The sequence below is a fragment of the Actinocorallia sp. API 0066 genome, from assembly GCF_020991275.1.
Taxonomy (GTDB): Bacteria; Actinomycetota; Actinomycetes; order Streptosporangiales; family Streptosporangiaceae; genus Actinocorallia.
Window position 1 is genome coordinate 141,683 of sequence record NZ_JAJLQY010000011.1, and the last position, 23,895, is coordinate 165,577.

The following is a 23,895-nucleotide window of genomic DNA, read 5'->3' on the forward strand; positions in this document are numbered from 1 at the left end:
GCGGCCGCCCAACCCGCATGACACCCCAAATACCGCCCGGTCATCTTGAACGCACCGCGAGCGGATCGCCCACCCGCCCCCGCCGGAGGGGATCAAGAAGGTGGCGGGTAGGCGAGTCTGAGGCGTTTAAGGGCGTGTTCGAGGCTGACCGACATGACGTAGGGGCCCTGAGCGCGGTTCGTGCGTCGAGGTGGGTGATGCGGCTCCTACCGTCGCCATCCGTGACACCAAGAACCGGACCGGCCCGACCCTCGGCTTCACTCGACGCCAGTTCGGTGCCCTGGTTGGACAGATCAAGGGCGGCGAACTGGGTTCCTGAGGAGCCCACACCGCCACTCAGACGTCGTCTCCACCTTCACGGGTTGAGCGGCGTCTTTTCTACGTGGGACGACCGGTGCCAGACGTCGAGGTCGCGGGCCAGGTGCGCACGGCGCAAGCCATGCGACCGCAGGTGGCGACGGTCCGCGGCGGTGTCGTACATGAGCTGAACGTGGAAGTAGTTCACATGTTCCAGCACCGCGAACAGTCCGAACGCCATGCCCGGCCAGCTACCGGCACCCGGATCGGTGACTGCCCTCCAGGCGATGAACAACAACCCGACGCCAAGCAATGGAACGTTCGCCGCACGGGCGACCGAGAACGCCCCGGCGCCGGGCAGGGGCGCACAGCCTGTCGCGAGCTGCTGGAGCTTGGCCCACCAATATCCAGCCCCCTCCACGAGCACAAGCACGAACAACCCGAAACCCGCCAGGTTCGCCGACGTTACCGGCCAGCCGACGACACCGAACCAGATCCAGGCCTGCAAGGGAACGTTGAGCAACTCCAGCCAGGCCAACGACCGCAGCCGACGACGAACCCGCGAGCCCGAACGATGATCCATACGAGGATTGTCCCAGCCCTCAGGCCCATAAGCCCCGCAGCGCCCACCCCCAGATACCGGCGCACCGCCGCCAGTAGCCGATCCACAGGCCATAGCCGATGGCGAGTCCCACGGCACCGGCCAGGACGGACACGAGGCCCCTCCCTGCGATCTTCAGCAGCTTCAGCACGGAGCCTCCCTCGCCTATCCGTCGCCGAGAAGCCAACCGTGGTACCGAAGACCATGGTTCTGTCGTTTTCGAACGGAGACCGGCCGGATCCGGCCAGGGATCGTGTCCCGATCGCCCGGAGAGGGTGTGGCGAAGTTTAGGGCGGCTCCACCTGCGGGAACGTGGTCGATCATGTAGTACTCGCGGGCCCGGGGCTCTCCGGGAAGCTGCGCGGTCCAGAGAGCCGCTCAGGTCCACGACCTGGCCTTGAGCATCTTCCGCTGCTTTCGGGCCGATGCCGATGGCCTCGGACTTCTCGTCGTCGAGATTAGGCCCCGCTGCCGTCGTCCAGGTCGAAAAAGGGGTCCGAGCCAGTCCGGATCCCTCGCGGCGACCCAGCGAGTTTGGCACGTGACGGAGCCCGGCTTCTACCGGGCGATCGGAGGAAGAAGAAGGGAGGTGATGGATTCAGCCAACGCCTCCAGGCACTCGACTTCCCCACCATCGCCACCCGCACCTCAGCATTCCGGCAACTCGTCCTCCAAGCCCCCGTCCCCCCTCGCTACCAGCACCCAGCACGCCAGCGCCGCCGACGGCACCTGGACTCGCTGCCGCCGCTGGCCCCGATGGGCTCGCGAGGACATCCGGTCGGGCCGCACGGCGGCGCCAGCACGGACGACGAACAAGTTCCCGCCAAGCAGGTGGATGACCGCCGCGATCCCGGCGAGAACCGCCGGTGAAGCAATAGCCTGGAGATGCTCAGAATGCGAAGGGGAGCAGGTCAGTGACGTCAGCCGAAGAAGCGGCTCCGGCACCGGACATGGCCGCCGCCTGGTTCACACTCGGCCGCCTCCGGCTCGAACGAGCGCCCTGGTGGGCCGCCCAATGGCTGACCGAAGGCCACGACGGGCCCGCAATGCTCGCACTCGCCTGCCTGGATGGCACCGACCACGGCGAGATCCGTGATCTTCTTCCCCGGGCTCTGGCGGAGATGAACACCACGACGCCGACCGTCTTCGACGCCGCCGTGCTCGTCTTCGACGACATGGCACGCCGGCACCTGGCAGGCGAGCGCGACGAACGCTGGGTCATCCGACGCGTTGACGAGGTCCTGCTCAGCACGGACTACCCGGCAACGATCATCGATCTGCCACTGGGAGAGCTCTACAGCTACGCGGACTACTGGGATGAGCCCTGGGGCCCATCGGAAGACGAACGCAGACACATCGTCCACGACCGCTGCACGCGACAGCTCCAGAGACCGCCAGATTGATAGGCAGGCTGGACCCCACTCGGCGCCCCTGAAGCGACACCACACCCGCCGAGTTCACGAACAGGCTTACCAATCCTCCTCGCGGGCCAATAGAGCCTCGACCTCATCCAGCACCCCCGCCAGCCGCACCACGGCCTCTTCCACCATGGCCGCCACCCGAGACTCACCACCACCCGCAAGCCCCGCAGCGCACACCTCCAGATACCGGCGCACCGCCGCCAGTTCCTCCACCACAGCCCGCCGATCCACCCCCGACAGCGCCTCAGCCGCAGCCACCTCCAACGCCACGGTGGCCAGCAAGTTCGGCGCCGACAAGCCCTCGCGCGCCGCCGCCGCCGAGATCGCCGCGAACTCCTCATCACTGAACCGCAGACCCACCGCGTTCTTCCGGCCCCGACCATCCGCCGCCGAACCGCCGCCCCGCCTCCTCCCGATCAACACCAGCAGCGCACCAGGCCAGCAACCCAACCGACACCCAAATCACTCACGAATACAACAAAGTTGGATACGGCAGCGCACCAGTAAGGGCGCAGGGAGATCCCACATAAGGAACAAATCGGCCTGAAAGGCAAGCGGATCGTGGCTGTCGTGGGCGGACACAGCGGATCGCGTCACTGCGCCCCTGGCCACAGCATCGCCTGAGGGTGTGCAAACGCACCTTGCCCGCCTCGCCAAGGTGGTGATAGGCCCAATACCGTGTCGTCGGTGCACTGTCCGATCTGAGATGAAACAGCTGATCATCGGGTTTGATGTCTGTAGGCTGTGTGAGGCGGAGTTCTGCTGGTGCCTCTTGAGAGGGCGAGAATGACAGAGTTCATCCCCGGGGTCGGTGCTGGGTCCTTGCTACGGTCGGAGCTGCTCGCCGATGGGAGGTCGACCCGCGTCGGTGCAATCCATCAGATCGACTACGGTCAGGCGGTCGTTCTGACCCACGATCGCTGGAAGTTCGATGCCGGGGGTATCCCGCAGTTCTCGTTCTTGCTGGCCACCGCACAGGACGTAGACGACCCTCGGCTGGACGATGATGAGGTGCTGCTACTACGTGTCGAGGGGACAGCGCCACTGGCGCTTGAGCGTGACCTACACGCCGTGCGTGAAGAGTCGCTGCGTACAGCCCTTTCGAACAACCAAGACCCATCACCATCTGTCGTACTTGATGCGGAGCTTGACCCATTCACCAAGAACAGGGTGTCATTTACCGGCGTTCGATGCAAGATTCTCGGCACATTCTATGAGGATGACGTCGACGGGGAGAAGGTGCTGGAATTCGGCGCTGACGTGGATAACTTCTACGCCACGTCAACTTATCGAGTCCTGAAGCCTATCGGTGGTGGTCTAGCAACGATCGCTTCCTACCTCAAGCCGACCGGGCGCCCGGTCGAACGCGTGCGCATCGGAGCGGTTCGATACTCAGCTACGAGACGGCGCGCCAAGACCTCCAAGCAAGCAGACGCTTCCGTTGAAGTCAATATCCGCGACTTCATCGGCAATAAGACCGCCCTGCTCGGAATGACCCGGATGGGTAAGTCTAATACCGCAAAGATCATCATTGCGCGCACATTCGTCGTATCCGAGCAGCAGCGCGCCGCGGGCGGAAGCGCCATAGGTCAATTGATATTTGACCCCCAGGGCGAATATGCAAATCCAAACACGCAAGACGGAACTGAGATTGCGGCGATTGGTGCTAGTCACGTTAGCATTTTCAAGTTCGGCGCCGACGGATCGCAGGCGCATGTGAAGCCGCTTAATATCAACTTCTTTTCTGAACAGCAGATTGACGCTGTTCAGAGCTTGATCTCCGATACGCTAAGCAGCGACGAAGCTGGCTACGTCAAAGACTTCGCGGGTACATCCTACGCAGACGTCCCAGGCGATCGTTCAGCGACCACGCAGGCACAGCGCGCTCGAATGGTGCTTTATGGCGCATTGATGCGCGCCGGATTCGCAGTGCCGACAGGATTCCGTGCGTTCATCAACATAAGCAGTGCGTTCCAGCGGAAGATAGAGAACGGCATCACTGGGGCGACCGCAGTAGCCGGACTTGGCCGCAATCCGTTTACTCAGGCCGGAAATAGTGCGAACTATGTCACCGTCGCGGCCGAGGACATCGGGGTCGTCGTTGACACGATCGTGAAGATGTCCGAAGCGAGAGACAGCGACGCGACAAATTTTACAAAGGACGTCCGCTGGAAGAGCGTCGAGCCGATCTTTACGACGATTAGTGGACGGCGCAACGTCCGAGGTTGGCGAAATCTGAACCCGCTGCGCCCGTTTCATAGCCCTCTAACGAGGAACGATCCTGCGATCGAGATCTATGAGGAGTTGCTCCAAGGACGCATCGTCATCGTCGACCTGCATGTCGGCGCGGAGGCAGTGACCAAAGCACTGAGTGAGTCGATCACGCGTCGGCTGCTGTCGAGGCAAACGGAGGTTTTTACGTCAGGGCAAGAGCCTCCGCATATTCAGGTGATGCTTGAAGAAGCGCATAATTTGTTTTCGTCCGATAGGTACAAGAACGACTCCGATGTATGGATTAAGCTCGCGAAAGAGGCCAGCAAGCTCAACCTTGGCATGACGTATGCGACTCAGGAGGTCTCTGGAGTAGCGCATCAGGTAAAGGCGAACACTGCCAACTGGGTTGTCGCGCATCTAAATAATACGACCGAAGTGCGTGAATTGGCCAAATTCTATGACTTCGGATCTTTCTCGGACGCCATCATCGCTTCCGAGGACCGAGGGTATGTGCGCCTCAAGACCCTTTCATCGCCGTACATCGTTCCTGTCCAGGTTGACCGATACGACATCGCCCTCGTGAATGAGGCGCGAGCCGCGGCTGGCGATGGGCCGTTGATGCTGAACGGTATGGTGCCCTGATGCCGTACGAGACCATCGGGGGTGCGTACGAGCTCGCTTCACGGCTGGGTCATTCAGCCGCAGCCATCAAGGCCATAGCCGACCAACGGACCTTCTATGTTCCGGCAGAGCCGCTTCAGGACGTGGAAATGATCCGTGAGCGGATTAGGCCGCGGACAGACTTCGCCGTTCCGCCTGCGGCAGATCGGCTTAGCGCAGCGTTGGCGATCGATGGTTCACACGTGGTCGAACAGGTGCGAGACGGGCTGCCTTCGGTCATGTACGGATTCGCCCAGGCTGCTGCCGCCTATGTAGACCTCGATGTTCTTGAATCACAGCGAGCAGAGAGGTTCGTCGACCCGTACGCGATCGAACGTGCGATCAACACCGCTCTCGTGACGCTCGATCTGCCAGTCGCTGGTGCGTACACGCGTCCTGGCGTCGACATCGTGACCTCGTGGCGAGAGTCAATAGACCTCCTGTTCCGCCAGAAGAAGATCGATGTCAACCGCTTGGATCAGCCGTTGCTTGACCTGCTCTTCCTTCTCCACGGTGGTCCCGGTCTGCCAGCAGTTACTGTGCCAGTCAATTGCCCGAGCACGGATTGTAGTAAGGACGTGCCCGTCCCGCCGGCAGGCGCCGATTGCTCCGTGTGCGGCGAGCACCTCTTTCCTACTGACGTGCTTCGTATCCATGAAGAGGTCGGCGAAGAGGGTGCGAATCAGTCTGCTCTCGGACGCCTGATGTCTGTGATTGAGCTGCTGGTCCTGGTCGGGTTGTCCACGCTGCTGTGGGAGCAGTCACGCCAGAGAGCCCTGCGTACAACGCTGTTCATCGTCGATGGCCCCCTCGCAGTGTTCGGAACGCCGGCGAAGCTACGAGGACGAGCGCTCGACTACTTCCAGGCTATGGGCAGTACCACTCCTGCGGTCGCCCCGTATGTTTGTGGGATTGAGAAGTCTGGGGTATTGGTCGACTATGCGCGCCAGCTAGCGCGTCACGACCTTCTTAGCCCTGGCGACCTTTTGGTATGTGATGAGCAAATCATCTCTCGTGTTGTCAACGCCAACAACGCTCGCGCCTACGGCAAGGAAACCTACTGGGGTCGTAAATTCGTGTACCGTGCGCTCGATGGACGGGTCGTCGTTCCAACGGTTCCACCACCGACTGGCGCGCCATACGATGCTAACGGCGGCAAAGCGGACCCTCGCGACTATCCAACACTATCGGCAATTCTCGATGTAATCGATCGCACAGGCTCATCGATGTACGTCGATGGCATCATCCCGGTCGCGGCCGCACATGGCAGGGCAGCGTTTCCGATCGGAGTTGGCACCGACGTGCTTCGCCTGGTGGCTACCAAGCGGCTAGGCCTCGACTCTCCTGGACAGCAACCGAATCAGGTACGGTCTACCCCATGATACAAAGTGCTGAGGTGGCGACGGCTGGTCCTGCGCGTGCCATCCATGAGACTACGCCTACCATCCCGACACATATTCATGAGAACGCCAGGCAACTCGTCTCTCCACTCGGTGCAATCGAGCATCCCCTTGCATCCGGCAGATTTCAGTCGCCGCTTAGGTATCCAGGGGCGAAGTCCTCTCTCGCCCCAGTAATTGCCCGAATCTTGGATTCCGCGAAGAAATCGCGTGCTGTCCCAGAGATCAACCTACTCGTTGAGCCGTTCGCTGGCGGGGCATCAGCTTCTTTGCGCCTCGTCGGCCAAGGGATTGTTGATCGGGTATTGCTCGCCGATGTTGATCCGCTCGTGACTGCTTTTTGGCAAGTCGCGGCTGCCGACACAGAAGTTTTTATTGACCGAATGCATGATGAGTGGGCCAGATACGTGAGACCAGGCGGTGCGACTGGTGTTGAGCGATGGGACTATTGGCGCTCCTGGACGCCTGCTCGGAACGCGAAACCCTCCACGGTTCGACTTGGCTTGGCGATGCAATGCCTATTTCTTAATCGGACTACATTCTCGGGCATCCTGCACGGGAAGGCTGGACCGATTGGTGGACGTCAGCAGAAGAGTCCATACGGGATTGGATGCCGGTGGAACCCAGAATCAATTGATGGGCGACTCCGATATGTTGGCCATCTGTATAGGACCGGTCGGATAGTTGATGTATGGCATAAGGACTGGAAGCAAACCCTTGTTGATGTGCCCGAGTACTATCCGCAGTTGATTCCGTCTCGCGTCGTTGCCTACCTTGACCCTCCGTACCTAGAGAAGGCGTCCCATCTATACCGCACTTCTTTCGATCCGAGCGGCGGCTATGGCGGTGATGGTCTAGGCAAGTCGAGGCCAAACGACTACATGCTTCATATGCAGCTATCCACTTATCTGCGTACCAAAGCCCAATTTCGCTGGCTTCTCAGCTACGATAATAACCCGCTACTGACAAGTGATCCGTGGCTGTATGCGCATTCTCGCATGACACCAAGCACCGAAGACCGTGAAATGCTCGGTGTAAGCTCCTGGACGCTTAGCAAGCGCCTGGTGAAGACGCGCTACACAGCTAGCGGCAAGACAGGTAAGCGCGATGCAGATGAGCTCCTCATTACAACGCTTCCACCTTCTACGGTCCCGACAGATAGCCAGCTACGTGTCCTGACCTAGTGGCTCGTCTGCCAACGTTGCTGGGGGTTTGATCTAGGCGGGTGTGCTCGGCAGCCTTGTCTCAGGCTCGTTCTGGGAGGGGGTCGTGGGGCGTAGACCCGAGGTGTTCGTGCGGGCGTTGTCGATGGAGGAGGGCCGCCGGTTGCAGTGGATCACCAGGACGGCGAAGGACCCGGTGAAACTGCGGCGGGCGATCGTCGTGCTGATGTCCGCTCAAGGCCAGCGGGCCTCCGCCATCAAGTCGTTGATGCAGGTCAGTGACGACTACGTCCGGTCAGTGGTGCATGCATTCAATGAGCGGGGGTTCGACGCGTTGGACCCAAAATGGAGCGGGGGTCGGCCGAGGAGGATCGGTGAGTGGGTGCGTGAGCGCATCTGCCTGATCGCCCGGACGACCCCCGCCGAATGGGGAATCACCGGCTTTTGACCTGGAGCCTGGCCAAGCTCGCCGCCCACGTGGAGAACGTCGGCCTCGTCACCTCGCTGAGCCGCACGCATCTGGCCCGGATCCTGAAGGCCGGCGGGGTGTCGTGGCAGACCACCACGACGTGGAAGAGCTCGAACGATCCGGACTTCATCGCCAAGATGCACGCCGTTCTGGCCCTCTACGACGCCCCGCCGCAGGGCGGGCGGGTGATCTGCGTGGACGAGTTCGGGCCCCTCAATCTGATGCCCCGCAAGGGCAAAACCTGGCGGCCGAGGGCGCATCGGGCCCGGGTGCGCGCCACGTTCAACCGCAACGACGGCGTCCGGCACATGCTCGGCGCCCTCGACCTGGCGACCGGCCGCCTCCACTACCGGATCCGGCACCGCAAACGGTGGCAGGAGTTCCTGTCCTTCCTCAAGAGCCTGCGCGCACGATGGCCCGGCCAGCGCCTGCACGCCATCTGCGATAACTACTCGCCGCACAAACACCCCCACGTCAGGGCGTGGGCCGCTGACAACGACGTCGACCTGGTGTTCCTGCCGACCTACGGCTCCTGGCTGAACTGGATCGAATCCGAGTTCGCCGCCCTGCGCCACTTCGCACTCAACGGCACCGACCACCACAGCCACACCGAGCAGAACACCACGATCGTTCCCTGAAAGCAGAGTCGGGACAGCTCGGACCAGGTCCCAGGCGAGCCCGTCGCTCAGGCGCGACAGCTGGTCTCCAGGGCAGCCCAAACAACATCACGGAAGATCGAGCCTAATCCAGTCGCAGGTTTGAGCTTCTCACGTTACTGTTATTCGGCAACAGGGTGGTGCTGACCTCAGGAGGACCTCATGGCGGATCGGCCGTTGCATGAGAGGCCACGGGAAATTGCTGTGTCAAAGCTCCTTCTTGACCAGAGTAATCCCCGCCTGGGCGCCGTTCAGCCGAACCAGAGGTCGACCGAGATCGAATTGGCGAAGCTGCTTGACAACCAGCTCTTTGAGCTAGCCAATGACGTTGTGAAATTCGGTATGGATCCGAGTGTTCTACTGATTGCAGTTCCCGCTGAGGGATCGCCGGGAAAGTATCGAATTCTCGAAGGTAATCGCCGTCTTCTGACGGTCAAGGCCCTTACGAAGCCGAAGATTCTCGCTGAGGCGTTGGCGCCAGCCCGCTATAAGCGACTCGTAAACCTTTCAGAGCGATTCCATGTAGACCCTATTCGACGGCTGCGCTGTATCGTGTTTGAACTGGAAGAAGACGCCGACCACTGGATCGAGCTGCGTCACACCGGCGAAAATGGTGGCGCCGGCCTCGTTGGCTGGGACTCCAATGAAAAGGCTCGATGGAAGAGCCGGCGTGGGGGCCTGGCCAAGCGCACGCCTGCTGGTCAGGTGATCGACTTTGTCGATCACTTTTGCCCGCCGAATAGCGGTGATGCCAGAAGAATATTCTCAACCGTTCAGCGAATCGTATCGTCGGTGCATGTGCGAAAGCACTTGGGAATCCACACGAAGTCCGGCGTTGTGTACTCATATTTCCCTGCCACGGAAGTGCTCAAGAGCCTTTCGAAAGTGGTCATAGACCTGCGTACCGGGGTCATTAAGGTCACCGACGTTTATCATGCTACTCAGCGTGATTCCTATATCAACGGGTTCGGTCGGGACGATCTTCCGAATCCTGAAACTAGGCTCGATGAACCGGTGATCCTCGTCGATCTGATTGTTACTTCAGCTCCTTCCTCGGATTATAGAGCGGAGGAGGAAGGTCACGCGAGTGACGAGCACGGTGTTCCCATCCCTCGAAGCGAAGCTGCTCCAGAGGCGGCCGATCCTGCTGATGCGGGCGCTGCATCCGTCGCTACAATGTCAGCAGATGCTACTCCGGGGGTAACGCTTGCTCCGCCCACTGGTGCATCGAGAAGTAGGGTGAAGGTCAGGGGTGATAGGACGACGCTCATCCCCGCTGCGTGTGCTCTGTGGATTCCGCAGGCTCGAATTAACGCGATCTATAACGAGCTTTGCAGAATCAGCGTGGACAACTTTAGTAATGCGTGCGGCGTGAGTCTCAGGGTCTTTGTTGAGCTGACTGTCGACCATCACATATCCCTCAATGGCATCATGTCGGAGAGTGAGCGTAACAGCTCACCTTTGGCGAAGAGGATGAAGAAGCTCGCGGAGTTCTTGCGAGCGGCTGGACATATTGATATGCAGTTGGAGAGGGCAATTATTAAAATCGCCGATGGTGTCGGGATGTTCAGCGCCTCGACGACCACGTTCAATCAGTACGTCCATAACGGCTACGTCTTCCCGCATCCGAGCGAGCTCAGGCTTGCCTGGGATGAGCTCGAACCATTCATGTTGGCGTTGTGGAAGAAGTAGTAGTTATCCCGGATTGTAAATCTGACGAGATTGCGGCCGAATCCGATATTCTGGGCAGTTTGCTAGAATCTCTGGCTTTGCTTGGCGTCGGACTGTTTCGCTGAGACGGAGGCGAGGAGGTCGCCGCGGCGAAGCTGACTCAGCAGCAGAGGCAGGCTCGGGCGCTCGCGCTGGCACGGCGGGAGGCACTCGACTGGGAGGAGATGGATCGATGCACCTGAGAGCAGCTTGATCTCTGGAAACGTGGAGGCGAAGTACCTCCCGGGTGAAAGCCTGAGGCTAACCGGCTGGCCGAGACACCGTCGGGGATCAGCCACGCGTCGGCCGCAGTGAGGACAGAGAAGGGGTTCGTCGGCTGAAAGCTTGCTGGTCGCATTCCGCACGTCATAGGCATGGGCCACCACGACGTCGGCGTTGAGGTTGGAGGCCAGCCCGTCGCCTCGATGACCGACGCCAGCGTCGCTCCGTTTTGTCGGTAGTGCCCGCCATACTTAGAGACGGTGCGTTGGCGGAACAGGATAGCCGATCGGCTTCTCGCGGGCGTGCTCGCCAAAGAGCTGCATGATCGGAGCAAGTTGAACGACGACCTGGAATCGGAGCCCAGCCGTGATCCGTACCTGCTCGCGCAGGTACGTGAAGCGTTTGGGAGAGTCGTTTACAGCCACAAGACACATGAGAAGCAGGCTGACATCTGCTTTGGGAAGCATCGATGGCAGCAGAGAGTCCTCATCGCCCTCACGGCGATTAGCTCTGGCACCTTCTTGGCAGCAGTGATCGGCTTGCTCGGCCGCGGTGTACCGACCAACCTCGTGACCTCGTTCATTGCGCTCCTGGTGAGCTGGATGAGCCTCGGTGCGAGGACTTTCAAGTTCGAGGAGGAGTCCGAGGCTCACCGCGGTATAGCTTCTCAGCTGTGGGATGTCAGGGAGTCCTACATCTCTCTCATCGCCGACCTGATGTCCGGCGCCATGTCAGATGCCGATGGTCGAGAGCGCCGCGACGAGCTCCAGCAGGCCACGCTCGACGCTTACGCCGGAGCACCCCGAACAAGTCGGAAAGCATACGAGCGGGCCAGCGAGGGACTACAGCGCGACGAAGAGATGACGTTCACCTCCCGTGAGATCGATCTCTTCCTCCCCGAGACGCTCAGGCCCGGCGCCGGCGAGGGCCGATCATGAAGACCTCGGAGATCTTTGACGCTTTGCTCGACAGTCTTAAGGTCGGCGACGCCGCAGCAGCGGTCGCCACCCGCAGGGACGAGATCGCCAAGGCGCTGAACAAGGACTTTCGCTCAAAGGTCGGCTGCACCGACTACAGGCTCATGGTGGGCTCATTCGGTCGCCACACCGCTATCAAGGGCGTGTCCGACCTAGATATGATCTTCGTCCTGCCTCCCGGGATCCGCTCCGCATACAGCAGTGAGACGGGTCCGCGACGGGTGCTCGAGCGCGTCCGGGACGCCCTCAAATCCCGGTATCCGCACACCGACATTCGCATTGACCAGTGCGTCGTGCGGGTGCAATTCACCAGCAACGCCTTCAAGTTCGAGATCCAGCCAGCGTTCGAGAACAGCGACGGCAGCTTCGACTACCCCGACACGGTAGCCAAGGGTTGGAAGGTAACCAAACCGCGCAAAGAGATCAAAGCGACCAAGGAGTGCAACGACCGCACCTCGACGAACATGCGTCACTTGGCGCGAATGGTACGGGCGTGGAAGAACTCGAACGGAGTGAACATCGGCGGCCTCCTCATCGATACGCTGGTATACCGGTTCTTCGCGCAGACCGATGAGTATGACTCGGCTGGGACCGGTTCGTTCGGCTCCTTGGCCCGTGACTTCTTCGAGTTTCTCAAGGACGAGCCCAACAAGGACTATTATCTCGCCCTGGGCAGCAGCCAACGTGTGACGGTGAAGGCGCGCTTCCAGCCGAAAGCCAAGAAGGCGTATAGCCGGTGCTTCGAGGCGATTGCGGATGAGGGCACGGCCGCCGCGAATAAGAAGTGGCGCGAAGTCTTCGGGACGCCTGTTCCGCTGGCCGTCACCGAAGCGTCCAAGGCGTTCACGAACACCGAGCAGTTCATTGAGGACCGGTATCCAGTCGACATCATGGAGTCGGTCACCATCGACTGCGAGGTGACGCAGAACGGTTGGAGACCGACCCAGCTGCGCGAGATGCTGTGCACCGGGGCACCGCTCAGGTCAGATAGGAAGCTGAAGTTCATCGTCACCGAGTGCAGCGTTCCACAGCCTTACGAACTGAAGTGGAAGGTGCTCAACCGCGGTCCAGAGGCTGAGCGCCGGAACATGATCCGCGGCCAGATCGTCGACTCGAACAAGCCGAACGCCCGGGCGGAACACTCCGATTTCAGAGGCGAGCACGTCGTGGAGTGTTACGTCGTCAAGGATGGTGTAGTCGTCGCCCGGGATCGCATCGACGTGCCGATCAGCGGTACTAGCGGCACATAGCACTCGCCCCTCCTTGGCCGTCGATGACCCGCTCTCACCCGCAGTCCGCGTATGGGTCAAAGCTGGCCTGCATGGTAGCGCTGGGGCCTCGCTACCTGGTCGAGCCAAATTTGTGTGCCGTATTCGGCTCGACTGGTGGTCGAGTAGTGGTTGGAGTCGCGATCAAGCTGGTATGACCGAGTTCTGCCCTGGTCGGGGGTGTACAGGTGGTGGTGATCGGGTTGGCTGTACATCTGTCGGGATGGCTGGCGCTCTACAGCCAGAAGCCCGACTGCGGCATCCGCCCAACGACGAGGCCGCCGTCCGCCGGAAAAGCGAGACTCCTGCAATTCCGTTAGAGCTGAACGTTGCTGGGGCGCGCCCTCGGTCTCCAGCCTCGAAAGGGATCGTTCGCTGGGTTTCTACCTGTCTGGGGTCGTTGGTCGCCAGTCCATCGGCTTCGTGATCGGCTGCTCGGAATTGGGAGTAGGTCCGCACCAGTGAGCCTTTTCCATCATGTGTGAGCTGAGGCTTCGCGGTTCTGAAGGACGCTGATGGCCTTGGCGAGGTGGCCGGCGCGGAAGGGGCAGCGGCGGAGCTTGGTGAGGATTCTCCAGGACTTGAGTTGCGTGTTCGCGTGTTCGTCGGGTCCACGGAGCTTGGTGTGAGCATGGTTGGCCTGTTTCTGCGAAGCGGGCTTGTTCTTGTCCTTGTACGGGGTCGAGATCGCTGGGTCGGCTCCGACGTAGCCCTTGTCGGCCAGGACGATCAGCCCGCACGCGGCGAGCGCCCTGATGATGCCCCAGTTCCGGGCCGCCTTCAGGTCGTGGATCGAACCCGGCACCGCACCGGACACCCATACGATCTGACCGTCCGGACCTGCGATAACCTGCAAGTTCACGCCGGGCGTCTTGTGCTTCCCCTGAGAAGAATGGCCGATCAGCTCGCATCCGGTCGATCGCGATGAGCGTCCCGTCCGGGATCAGATGACCCAGCCCGTCCCGCCGCGCACGGGCGAGGGTCTGTCCGAGCTTCGGCGAACGCGCCGACAGCCACCCCACGACCTCGTTCACCTACCGCCAAGCGGTCGTCGTCCCCACCCCGAAACCCGACCCGAGCTGCGCGAACGTCTCTCCCTTCTTCAAGTACGCGAGCGTCATCAACGTCTGCTGCCCCGCCGCGAGAACACGACCCTTGCTGCCCAGTTTCACCCGTTCCCGACGCACCAGCCCGGTCAGGTAGTTCAGGGTCGAACGCGACAACGGCAGCGAACAACGATAGAAAAGCACGCGAAGCCTCTGGTGGGGGTGAGGCGGAGGTAAGAGTCCACCCCTCCTACCAGCGGCTTCTTCACTTCCCGGCCGCGCCACACCACCCGCGACCATGCCGTGATCATCAGCCTCGAAGAGACTGATGAAAAAGGCTCAGTGCCGACGGATGGCCGGTTGTAGTTCTGGTTGCAGTTCATGGGTGTTCGGCGCGGTCCACGAGGGTGTAGCGGGGCAGGTCAGGATGGGTGTGGATCTTCTTGGACGGGGCTGGTGCGCACTGCTAATGCGGTTTGGGTTCACGCCCATCGCGAGTTCAAATCTCGCCACCTCCGCCCCCACCAGGGAGTTCGTCCAGACTGGACGGGCTCCCTGTGTCGTTCCGGCGGCTGTTCCGTCGCTTTGCTGTCAGATTGTTTGTACTGCCGCTCGCCCGGTGGTGCTTTCGGAGGTCCCTTGATGGCTGTCGTCGCCAAGGTCACCGTCGCTGGGGAGTTCACGCAGCCTGCACTCGGCTCCGGTGATGGCGGCTACGACGAGTTGTTCGACCAGCTCGGCGGGGTGGGGTGGGGTGGCGGGCCCGGTACTGAGGTGGTGGGGCAGCTGTAGGGCGTCGGACTGATCGATCTGTGGAGATGGTGACCTGTCTCGGGCTAGAAGCGCGCCTCTGGCAGGGTTCGAACCGCATGCCATCCGGAATCCACAGGATGCGCACGGCCAATTGCAGGATGTCGGTGCAGAAATATGGAAACCTGTTTCACGACTTCGGTTTCGATTTTATAAATCATTCTACTGAATGGTAGGTATTGGCCTGTGGCGTTGGTGGTCTCTATGCTGAGTCGGAGTGGTGGATCTTTGCATAGGTGGCGACAGTGTCTGAGCGGTCAGAAGAGTTCAACGGTATCGACCGGGTTCTGGCGAACCTCCTGCGGTCGGTGGATAACCTGCCAAGCGCGGTGCGCGCCGCCGCAGAGGCACCAGTCGAGCAACTGCTCAGGATCGTCAAGGACCGGCGCCATCCGCGCATCATGATGTTCGGACGTCGCGGGGCGGGAAAATCTACGCTTTTCAATGCAATCTTTAGTGCGCCACTACGTGAACTCGGCGCCTACGAGGCGCAGACGGGCAGTAGCGTGTGGCGTGAGTACTCCTTTCAGGGCCGGACTGTCGAATTGATCGACACCCGCGGCGTCCAAGAAGGGTCCAAGCCGGTTGAGGAGGACTCTGAAAATAATGCCCTCGACTCTGTCCTCGCAGCCGTCGAGGAGCGCTGTCCGGACGTGATCCTTTTTCTGGTGAAAGCCAAGGATGTGGACTCCGCCATCGACGGCGATCTCGAAGCGCTGGCAAAAGTCCATCAGGCGGCGCTCAAGCAGCATCGTGTCCTGGACCCAGATGCCACCGTGCGGATCATTCCGGTCCTGACACAGTGCGACGATCTCGATCCCAGTGATATTCGGGACATGAGTGCCGAGGACCCTGAGAAGATCCAGAACGTCAGGGGTGCTGTTGGCGTCCTGGCCCGCCACCTGAGGGGAAACGCCTACCTCAGGGAGTACATGACGCCACGGCCCATTCCCACGGTGGCTACCGTCTACTTTGACGGCGATGGCAAGGTCAACCCCCGCCGGGACTACCGGTGGAACATCGAAATGCTCGCCGTGGAGATCCAGGAGGTCATTCCGGATGCCGCGCGCTTGGAGTATGTTCGAGCCGCCCAGTTTCGACAGGTCCAACTCGACTTCTCCCGAAAAATGATCGTAATCTTCGCCGCTATCTGTGGAGCTGTCGGGGTGCAACCGATTCCGGTCGCAGATCTGCCTGTGATCACTGGACTGCAGGTGACCATGGTCTTGGTCATCGCCCATATCGCTGGACGGGAAATATCCCGGAAGATGGCACAGGATTTCTTTATGGGTCTGGGCCTGAACGTTGGGGCCGGCTTCGTCTTTAGAGAAGTGGCGCGCGCACTGGCGAAGTTCCTACCGGTCGCCGGCAATGTGGTCTCCGGTGCCGTCGCGGCGGCGGGTACGAAGGCTGTTGGCGAGGCGGCCATCCGCTACTACATCGACAAGCGCCCGATGAACGAGGTGCAACAGAACCTTAAGAGCGACATGAAGAAACTGGGGGACGACTCCTGACCAGTGCCGCTTCGTCAGTGCCGGCCGTCTGGGCGCCAATAAGCGGCCTCGTAACCGTCCGTAGCGGCTCCTGTGATCGCGATTCGCCGATAGTAGCCGGGCGGCACCCGGCTCGGCTGCGGCGTCTCGTAGCTTGCGGGCTTCGAAGTCCTCTGGATGTTGCGGTGGGGGTGGGGGTGGGGCGCTAGGCTGCCGGGATCCCTCGGAAAACCTCCTTTGGAGTTAGGTATGTGGCGAAACGTTCTGGCTGGTTTGGGTGGCTTGGTGATGGTGGCGGGGTTTGGGGTTGGGGAGGGGGTGGCGGCGGAGCCTGGGCCTGGGGGGGAAGGAGGGGGGAGGGCGGCGGTGAAGAGGTTGTTTGTGGATGATGTGACGCCGAGGGCGGGGGAGAAGGTGGGGACGGGGATGGTGGTGATGGTGCGGTTTAGTCAGGGGATTCGGAATCGGAAGAAGGTGGAGAGGGCGCTGACGGTTACGTCGGACAAGTCGACGGTGGGGGCTTGGTTCTGGACTAAGAGTGCGGGTGGGAAGCCGTTGGCGATTTTTCGGCCTAAGACGGCGTGGAAGCCTAATCAGAGGGTGACTGTCACGGCGGAGCTGAAGGGGTTGAAGGGGGCCGGGCCGAACCTTGTCGGGTCGAAGAATCTGAAGCACACGTTCCGGATCGGGGACGACCATGTCGTCAGGATCGCGGCGAAGAAGTTCCGGGCCAAGGCGTACCGGAACGGGAAACTCGTGCGGACGTGGCCGGTGAGCATGGGGTCGGGCGGCGAGGTGCGTAACGGTGTGGACGTGCTCATCACGACCAGTGGCGTCCACCTAGTGATGGCGCATAGCAAGTTGGAGCGCATGATCTCCCCCGGTAAGGAGGAGGGCGACCCCGGCTACTACGACGAGATGATCCCGTGGGCGACCCGGATCAGCGGGTCGGGCGAGTACATCCACCAGAACATGAGCGACCCGGCCTGCCTCGGCCGTCGTAACTGCTCGCACGGCTGTGTCCGCTCGCCCGGCAAGGACGCCAAGTGGTTCATGAACTGGTCGTACCGGGGCGACCGGGTCATCATCACCGGCACCAAGCGCAAGCTCGCGTGGAACAACGGGTGGGGGTTCCACCAGATCCCGTGGAAGAAGTGGGTCGCGGGCGGGGCGCTCGGCACGCCGGTTCACACCTGAGCGAGCGCCCGCTCGGGGACGGCGGGGCGGCCCCGGCGCGGCGTCACCGCGACGGCGAGGCAGACCAGCGCGGCGGCGAGCGCGGCGGCCACCTCGCGGGTGCCGAGCGCGGCCACCGCGTAGCCGCCCGCCAGCGCCCCCAGCGGCGCGCACACGCCGCAGAGCAGCACCGACACCCCGGTGACCCGGCCGAGCAGCCGGCGCGGCGTGCGGGCGCAGCGGTGCGTGGCGAGCGCGACGTTCAGGACCGAGCCGAGCAGTCCGACGCCCGCCCACGCCGCCATCCCCGCGGCGGGCACGTGCGCGACGGCGACGAGCAGCACCAGCGCCGCCCACCCCCACGCGCAGACGGCGGGCACCGCGGCGGCCGGTAGCAGACGCGTGCAGCGTGGCGCGACAAGGGCGCCCGCAGCCCCGCCAACGCCGGAGGCAGCCATGAGGAGGCCGATGGACAGAGGCGGGACGCCCTGCTCGTCGGCCATGACAACGAGCAGGATCAGGAGCCCTTGGAAGAGCGCGTTGGTCACCGCGCACAGGGCTACCGCGCACCTTTGGAAGGCGTCCTGCCACAGGAACCTCACGCCGTCCAGGAGGCTGCCCTGTGCTTCGCGGGCGGCGTGCGCGCGCGGGGCGAGCGGCCGCAGCAGCAGGAGGGTGACGACGGAGACGGCGGCGGCCAGGGCGTCGGCCAGATAAGGGACCGCACGTCCCAGGCCGTAGGCGAATCCGCCCAGGGGACGTCCCATGAGCAGCGCGACGTGGATGCGTGCCTCGTTGTGCGCTACCGCCGTCGCAAGGCTCTCCGTCGGGACGACCCGGGGAAGGGACGTCTGCTCCGCGACCGTGTGGAACGCCGACAGGGTGCCGTCGAGAGCGGCGACGACAAGGAGCGTCCAGAAGGGAGGCGTCCCGGACGTCAGGAGAGCCCAGGCGGCGCCTGCGGCGAGGAGGAGCCGGGCCGACTGGCTGCCGAGCATGATCCGGCGCTGGTCGTACCTGTCGGCGAGGCGTCCGGCGGGCAGGTGGGCGAGCAGGTGGGGGAGGGCGGCGCAGGCGGCGGCCCACCCTGCGGCGGCGGGCGATCCCGTCAGGCCGAGCGCGAGGAGCGGCAGCGCCGTCGTGGTGCCCGTCCGGCCGAGCCCGGAGGCCGCGGAACCGGCCCAGAGCAGTGCGAAGTCACGGCGCCACGCGCTCACCCCGGTGTGTGCCCTCCTGAGATCCCCGCGGCCGGGACGCGCACCGCCGCGTCACGCCGACGGGGCCCGGCCGCCGGACGGCCGTCGCGGGCGGTCCGGTGCGAGCAGCCTACTGGAACTCCCCGTGACGGTCCGGTGACCGAACATGTTGCCCGGAGTCAACCCGTCAGACGTCGCCGCGGAGCCGATCGGCCGTCGCGCGTAGGTGATCGGGCAAGGGCGGGTCGGTGGCTTGCGTGGCGCGCGCGGCGAGCCTGGCGGCGGCGGCCGGGTGGCCCGTGAGGTCCTCGACGCGGGCGGCGCGTAGGAGGACGAGGCTGCTGTCACAGGTGTCGGGTGCTGCCGTCTCCAGTGCCGCGCGGGCCTCTCCCCCGCGATCCAGGACGGCGAGTGCGAGCGCGCGCGCTGCCCGAGCGGAGGCACGCGGCCTCGGGAGCCGGTCGAGGTCGCGGAGCGCGGACGCGGCGGAGGCGGGGTCGCCGAGGTCGGCGAGGATCTCGCCGCGGGTGCCGAGCGCCTCCGTCGTCTCACCGTCGAGCGCGAGCACCCCGCTGAGCACGGCGAGCGCCGACGTGGGCCGACCGGCGAGCCAGAGGGCGCGGCCGAGGCCGGTCTGGATGGCCGGGTCGTGCGGGACGCGGTCGGCGGCGGCGTGCAGGTCGGCGACCGCGCGCGCGGGGCTCTCACCCGCGCCCAGGTGCAGGCGGCCGATAGCGGCGAGCAGCCTCCCGACGGTGGTGGTGTCGCCGAGAGCCTCTGACGCGAGGGCGGCCTCCCGGTAGTGCGCGATAGCGGCTTCGGCGTGACGGACCAGATAAGCGATGTTGCCGAGGAGCGTCTCGGCGTCGGCGTGGACGCGCAGCGCGTCGGGCCCCTCGTAGGCGCGTGCCGTGTCGGCGTGCGCCCGTGCCTGCGCGTGGTCTCCCCTGCGTAGCGCCCGGTGCGCCTCCTCCAGTCGCTCTTGCGGGGTCAGCCTTACGGCCTCCGCAGGCCGGGCCGTGCGTACGGGTTTGACGAGCCTCGGATGGGCGAGGCGATAGAAACGCGACCCGTCACGGTGGCGGTGGGCGCGCAGTAGGTGGCGGTCCACGAGATCGGCGAGGACGGCCGTGGGCATCCCCGCCGTCTTGGGGCTCTCCTCGTAGACGACGCGGGCGCCTCCGGCGCGGGGCGCGAACACGTCGCGGAACCAGCCGGTGAGCTCCTCGGGCGTCAGCCGGTGCGCGGCGGCGACCCTGGCCAGGGTGCCCGCCACGTGGGAGGTGAGCGCCCTGGCTACGGCGGGGCCGGGTTCGTCGGGAGGCTCGCGTCCGTCACCGAGCAGTCGGAGGCAGACGGCCTGTAGCAGGGCGGGCTCCACGAGGCCGCCGGGGGAGTCGCGGCGCGCGTCGCACAGCTCGGCGGCGAGACGGCCGGGCAGCCCCGTGGGCGCGCCGGGGCCGAGCGGGCCGCGCACCGCCTCGGCCGCCGCCGCCCGGTCCAGCGGGCCGAGCGCCATCCGTCCCGGCTCGTCGAGACGGCGCGCGAACTCCAGCGCCTCGGGCAGGTGGTCGTCCCTGACGACGAGGAGCAGCCGCAGGTCGGCCCGGTCGGCGAGCGCCTCGGCGAACTCGTCGAGGAACGCGACACGGGCCGCCTCGTCCGCCGAGGCCGCCGCGAAGAGCCCCTCGGCCTGGTCGACGGCGAGATGGACGGCGGCGGGCGCGCCGAACCTGTCCGGCCTGCTCAGCCCCGCGAGGAACCCGGCGAGCGAGCGGCCCGCGACCCGCGTCGGCGCTGTCTCGGGCTGCCACGAGCACAGCACGGCGAAACCGAACGGATTCTGCCCCGGCACCGCCGCCATCGGCAGCGTAAGCCGGTGGCCCGGTAGCGCGGGCGGTAGGACCGGGTGCCCCGCGTCGCGCAGCGCCGGAATGGCACCGGCCCGCAGCAAGGACGTCTTTCCGGTGCCGGATTCACCGTGCAGAATCGTCACCCGGCACCGGTGCCAGAATTCGGCCAGCTCCCGGACCTCCGGCGCGCGGCCGAAATACAGCGCCCGTTCCCGGGCACTGAACGGACGGTTTCCCGGAAACGGCGCGAGGCCGTGCGGATACGCCATCGGCCTCATCCGGCCAGCCACGCGCGGGGCGTGCGACGCCGTTCAGCGGGACGGCGGAAGCGCGGCGTTGAACGCGGCGACGACGTCGCCCGCGTCCCCCTCGCAGGGGTCGAGGATCTCGCTGAGCACGTGCCACAACGTGGTGCGGTCGAGGGAGTCGAGATCGTCGAGGGACAGTCCGGAAACGTCGACGAGATCACTGTGACCGTGATGCTCCATGTGCTCTCCCCATCGCGCGGTCAGCGGTCGCGTCAATCTTCGCACGCGGGTGAACGGCTTTCCAGATCGGCGGTGAAAAGATCATCGACTGATTCGTGTCACCCGCCGCATTACCCGGCAACGGAAACTTCGGTCCATTCCGCGCGCGGGTTAGCATGGCGCCGGACACCGTCCCCGGACGCGGAGTTTTCGATGACGAAATCCCGTTCCCCCGCACGTTCCGCCGCGGTGCCGCTCGGCCCGGTGCCCGCCGTCTGGGGCAAGGTGCCGCCCCGGAACAAGAACTTCACCGGCCGCGCCGCGCTGCTGACCCGCCTGCGCGAACGGATCTCCGGCCAGGTGACGGCGGTCGTCCCGCACGCCCTGCACGGGCTCGGCGGCGTAGGCAAGACCCAGGTGGCCGTCGAGTACGCCTACCGCTACCGGGGCGAATACGACCTTGTCTGGTGGATTCCCGCCGACCAGCCCGCCCTCGTGCGCTCCAGCCTGGCCGGGCTCGCGCCGTCCCTAGGGCTGCCGCCCGTTACGGCGACCGGTATCGAGGACGCCGCTAACGCCGTCCTGGATGCCTTGCGGAGGGGTGAGCCCTACGCGCGGTGGCTTCTGGTGTTCGACAACGCCGACCAGCCGGAGGACCTCAAGGAGGTGCTCCCGCATGGCCCCGGACACGTGCTCATCACCTCGCGTAACCATCGCTGGGAGGGCGTCGTGGACACCGTCGCGGTAGACGTGTTCACCCGGCAGGAGAGCCTTGAGTTCCTCGCGAAGCGGGTGCCCAGGGCCGTCCGGGACACCGACGCCTACCGGCTCGCGGACGAACTCGGCGACCTGCCGCTCGCCCTGGAGCAGGCGGGGGCGCTGCAAGCAGAGACGGGTATGCCGGTCGCCCAGTATCTGGAGCTTCTTACCGAGCGCACCGCCCATCTGCTGTCGGAAGGCAAGCCTTCGGAGTACCCGGTGTCGATGACGGCGGCGTGGGGCCTGTCGGTGACGTCGCTGAGCGGCACCATGCCCGAGGCCATCGACCTGCTGCGCTGCTGCGCCTTCTTCGGGCCCGAGCCCATCCCCCGCGACGTGTTCAGCCAGCCGCACGCCGACCTCGGGCCGCGCCTCGCCGCGCTGCTGCGCGACCCGATCCGGCTCAGCCGCGCCGTAGGCGAACTCGGCCGCTACGCCCTCGCCAAGATCGACGCGTCAGCCCGGACGATCCAGGTGCACCGGCTGATCCAGGCGCTCGTCCGCGAGGAACTCGACCCCGACGAGCAGCGCCGGATCAGGCACGAGGTACACCTCCTGCTCGCACGGGCCGCCCCCGGAGCGCCCGACGACCGTACCCACTGGCCCGCCTACTTCGATCTCCTCGGTCACATCCAGCCGTCCGCGATAGCCGAGAGCGGGGAGGCCGACGTAAGAGGACTCGCGCTCGACGTCGTCAGGTACCTGTACGCGTCGGGCAGCTACGCGTCCGCAAGGCTGTTCGCGGAGGGGTTCATCACGAGGTGGACGCGAGACGGGGCGCCGGACGACCTCGACGTCCTGAAGGCGCGCAGGCAGCTCGGGAACATCCTCAGGGAACTGGGCCGCTACCAGGAGGCGTACGACCTCAACCAGGAGACGCTCAGGCTGCACCGAGGCCGCGCCGAGCCCGACGAGCAGGAGGTGCTGCGGCTCGTCAACACGATCGGCGCCGACCTGCGGGCGCGGGGCGACTTCAGGGCGGCCCGCGACCACGACCACGACTCCCGCACCCGGCACGAGGCCGTCATCGGGCCCGACGAGCCGCACACGCTGCGCGTCATCAACAGCCTCGCCTTGGATTACGGGCTAATCAGCGACTACCAGCAGTCCAAGAACCTCCACGAGGAGGGATACCTCCGGATGCGGGTGCTGGGCCGTCGGGCGGGGGCGGTGGACGTGCTCGCGCCGTGGAGCGGGCTGGCCCGAGCCGTCCGGCTGTGCGGGGACTACGCCGAGGCGTGCGACGTAGGGGAGGAGGCGTACCACTACGGCGTCGGAGAACTCGGCGCGGACCACCCGTGGACGCTGCGCACAGGCAAGGACTTGTCCATCGCCTGGCGTCGGGTCGGCGAGGGGGAGCGCGCGCTGGAGCTGGCCCTGGACATCCACGGCCGTTATGTCCGCCTCTACGGGCTGACGCACCCTGACACGCTCGCTTCCGCGATGTGCCTCGCCAACGTCAGACGCACCCTCGGGGAGCTCGACGAGGCGCTGGAGCTGGCTTCCGACACCGTCGTGCGGTACCCGAACGTCTACGGGCCCGAGCACCCCTACAACCACGGGTGCGCGGGCAACCTCGCGATCCTGCGGCGGGTGATGGACGCGCCTGAAGAAGCGCGCGCGCTGAACGAGGACGCCCTTGCGGGCCTGGAAGCCAAGCTGGGCCGCGACCACCACTATCCGCTGACCGTCGCCGCGAACCTCGCCAGCGACTACGCGGCCCTCGACCGGCTCGACGACGCCGTCAGCCTCGGCACCGACACGCTCGACCGGCTCAGCCGGGTCCTGGGTGAACGGCACCCGATGACCCTCTCCTGCGCCGCGAACCTCTCCACCGATCTCCTCCGGCTCGGCGACACCCCCGCCGCCGAATCCCTCTTCACCCAGACGCTCGACGCCTACGCCGCCACCCTGGGGCCCGAACACCCCGACGCCGTCGTCGCGCGCTCCCGCCGCCACCTGGACTCCGACTTCGACCCCCCGCCCATCTGATCCACAAGCGACGGCTACGCCTGTGCCGGACTCCGGGCCATCTCG

20 protein-coding genes, 1 tRNA gene and 3 pseudogenes are annotated in these 23,895 nt (G+C 64.4%); 17 read left to right on the top strand and 7 right to left on the bottom strand.

Annotation, left to right across the window (positions count from 1 at the left end):
• Nucleotides 1-178 precede the first annotated feature (178 nt).
• A pseudogene (locus tag LO762_RS25760) lies at nt 179-319 on the top strand (DUF397 domain-containing protein); the annotation flags it as partial.
• Nucleotides 320-355: 36 nt separating this feature from the next.
• Here LO762_RS25760 and LO762_RS25765 read toward each other — a convergent pair.
• The gene (locus LO762_RS25765) at nt 356-880 is read right to left on the bottom strand and encodes a hypothetical protein (RefSeq protein WP_230618595.1); all 525 of its coding nucleotides are present in this window, start codon (nt 878-880) and stop codon (nt 356-358) included.
• Between the two features lie 19 nt (nt 881-899).
• Nucleotides 900-1,049 (bottom strand): hypothetical protein, encoded by a 150-nt coding sequence (locus tag LO762_RS25770; RefSeq protein ID WP_230618596.1) that lies wholly within the window; start codon nt 1,047-1,049, stop codon nt 900-902.
• 383 nt (nt 1,050-1,432) lie between these two features.
• On the opposite strand from LO762_RS25770, the gene LO762_RS25775 reads away from it, so the two are divergent.
• Complete coding sequence (locus tag LO762_RS25775) at nt 1,433-1,768, top strand: hypothetical protein (protein ID WP_230618597.1); 336 nt, start codon at nt 1,433-1,435, stop codon at nt 1,766-1,768.
• Between the two features lie 44 nt (nt 1,769-1,812).
• Nucleotides 1,813-2,301 carry a hypothetical protein gene (locus tag LO762_RS25780; RefSeq protein WP_230618598.1) on the top strand — a complete coding sequence of 163 codons (489 nt, stop codon included), beginning with the start codon at nt 1,813-1,815 and terminating at the stop codon, nt 2,299-2,301.
• 66 nt (nt 2,302-2,367) lie between these two features.
• On the opposite strand, the gene LO762_RS25785 is transcribed toward LO762_RS25780, so the two are convergent.
• Nucleotides 2,368-2,679 carry a hypothetical protein gene (locus tag LO762_RS25785; RefSeq protein WP_230618599.1) on the bottom strand — a complete coding sequence of 104 codons (312 nt, stop codon included), beginning with the start codon at nt 2,677-2,679 and terminating at the stop codon, nt 2,368-2,370.
• A 426-nt stretch (nt 2,680-3,105) separates the two neighbouring features.
• On the opposite strand from LO762_RS25785, the gene LO762_RS25790 reads away from it, so the two are divergent.
• From LO762_RS25790 to LO762_RS25825, 9 genes and pseudogenes are all read left to right on the top strand, one after another.
• Nucleotides 3,106-5,175: a helicase HerA domain-containing protein gene (locus tag LO762_RS25790; RefSeq protein WP_230618600.1), complete on the top strand. Its 2,070-nt coding sequence runs from the start codon at nt 3,106-3,108 to the stop codon at nt 5,173-5,175.
• Nucleotides 5,175-6,575: a hypothetical protein gene (locus LO762_RS25795; RefSeq protein WP_230618601.1), complete on the top strand. Its 1,401-nt coding sequence runs from the start codon at nt 5,175-5,177 to the stop codon at nt 6,573-6,575. Before LO762_RS25790 ends, LO762_RS25795 begins: the two co-directional genes overlap by 1 nt.
• Nucleotides 6,572-7,132, top strand: a pseudogene (locus tag LO762_RS33980) (DNA adenine methylase); the annotation flags it as partial. The gene LO762_RS25795 and the pseudogene LO762_RS33980, both read left to right, overlap by 4 nt.
• Before the next feature lie 186 nt (nt 7,133-7,318).
• Nucleotides 7,319-7,777 carry a hypothetical protein gene (locus LO762_RS25800; RefSeq protein WP_230618602.1) on the top strand — a complete coding sequence of 153 codons (459 nt, stop codon included), beginning with the start codon at nt 7,319-7,321 and terminating at the stop codon, nt 7,775-7,777.
• An 85-nt stretch (nt 7,778-7,862) separates the two neighbouring features.
• Nucleotides 7,863-8,204 carry a helix-turn-helix domain-containing protein gene (locus LO762_RS33715; protein ID WP_230618603.1) on the top strand — a complete coding sequence of 114 codons (342 nt, stop codon included), beginning with the start codon at nt 7,863-7,865 and terminating at the stop codon, nt 8,202-8,204.
• Nucleotides 8,201-8,863, top strand: coding sequence for an IS630 family transposase (locus tag LO762_RS25810; RefSeq protein WP_230618604.1), 663 nt, complete (start codon nt 8,201-8,203; stop codon nt 8,861-8,863). The genes LO762_RS33715 and LO762_RS25810 overlap by 4 nt, the downstream gene beginning before the upstream one ends.
• A gap of 180 nt (nt 8,864-9,043) precedes the next feature.
• Nucleotides 9,044-10,573 (top strand): hypothetical protein, encoded by a 1,530-nt coding sequence (locus LO762_RS25815; protein ID WP_230618605.1) that lies wholly within the window; start codon nt 9,044-9,046, stop codon nt 10,571-10,573.
• Between the two features lie 542 nt (nt 10,574-11,115).
• On the top strand, nt 11,116-11,751 hold the full coding sequence (locus tag LO762_RS25820; RefSeq protein WP_230618606.1) for an SLATT domain-containing protein: 636 nt from the start codon (nt 11,116-11,118) through the stop codon (nt 11,749-11,751).
• Nucleotides 11,748-13,040, top strand: coding sequence for a nucleotidyltransferase (locus LO762_RS25825; RefSeq protein WP_230618607.1), 1,293 nt, complete (start codon nt 11,748-11,750; stop codon nt 13,038-13,040). Before LO762_RS25820 ends, LO762_RS25825 begins: the two co-directional genes overlap by 4 nt.
• 493 nt (nt 13,041-13,533) lie before the next feature.
• Here the strand turns inward: LO762_RS25825 and LO762_RS25830 are convergent.
• A pseudogene (locus LO762_RS25830) lies at nt 13,534-14,308 on the bottom strand (transposase family protein).
• Between the two features lie 221 nt (nt 14,309-14,529).
• On the opposite strand from LO762_RS25830, the gene LO762_RS25835 reads away from it, so the two are divergent.
• From LO762_RS25835 to LO762_RS25850, 4 genes are all read left to right on the top strand, one after another.
• Nucleotides 14,530-14,622: transfer RNA gene (locus LO762_RS25835), tRNA-OTHER, on the top strand.
• Nucleotides 14,623-14,746: 124 nt separating this feature from the next.
• Complete coding sequence (locus tag LO762_RS25840; protein ID WP_230618608.1) at nt 14,747-14,896, top strand: hypothetical protein; 150 nt, start codon at nt 14,747-14,749, stop codon at nt 14,894-14,896.
• A 263-nt stretch (nt 14,897-15,159) separates the two neighbouring features.
• On the top strand, nt 15,160-16,428 hold the full coding sequence (locus LO762_RS25845; RefSeq protein ID WP_230618609.1) for a GTPase: 1,269 nt from the start codon (nt 15,160-15,162) through the stop codon (nt 16,426-16,428).
• 345 nt (nt 16,429-16,773) lie between these two features.
• Nucleotides 16,774-17,604, top strand: a complete 831-nt coding sequence (locus tag LO762_RS25850; RefSeq protein ID WP_230618610.1) for a L,D-transpeptidase — start codon at nt 16,774-16,776, stop codon at nt 17,602-17,604.
• Here LO762_RS25850 and LO762_RS25855 read toward each other — a convergent pair.
• The 3 genes from LO762_RS25855 to fxsA form a co-directional block, all read right to left on the bottom strand.
• On the bottom strand, nt 17,595-18,800 hold the full coding sequence (locus LO762_RS25855) for an MFS transporter (protein WP_230618611.1): 1,206 nt from the start codon (nt 18,798-18,800) through the stop codon (nt 17,595-17,597). The two genes, LO762_RS25850 and LO762_RS25855, sit on opposite strands and share 10 nt — an antisense overlap.
• A gap of 166 nt (nt 18,801-18,966) precedes the next feature.
• A complete protein-coding gene (locus LO762_RS25860; protein ID WP_230618612.1) occupies nt 18,967-20,901 on the bottom strand; it encodes a tetratricopeptide repeat protein in 1,935 nt (644 codons plus the stop codon).
• Between the two features lie 42 nt (nt 20,902-20,943).
• The gene (gene fxsA, locus LO762_RS25865; protein WP_230618613.1) at nt 20,944-21,120 is read right to left on the bottom strand and encodes an FxSxx-COOH cyclophane-containing RiPP peptide; all 177 of its coding nucleotides are present in this window, start codon (nt 21,118-21,120) and stop codon (nt 20,944-20,946) included.
• A gap of 192 nt (nt 21,121-21,312) precedes the next feature.
• Here fxsA and fxsT point away from each other — a divergent pair, with 192 nt between their 5' ends.
• The gene (fxsT, locus tag LO762_RS25870) at nt 21,313-23,850 is read left to right on the top strand and encodes an FxSxx-COOH system tetratricopeptide repeat protein (protein WP_230618614.1); all 2,538 of its coding nucleotides are present in this window, start codon (nt 21,313-21,315) and stop codon (nt 23,848-23,850) included.
• Nucleotides 23,851-23,895 lie beyond the last annotated feature (45 nt).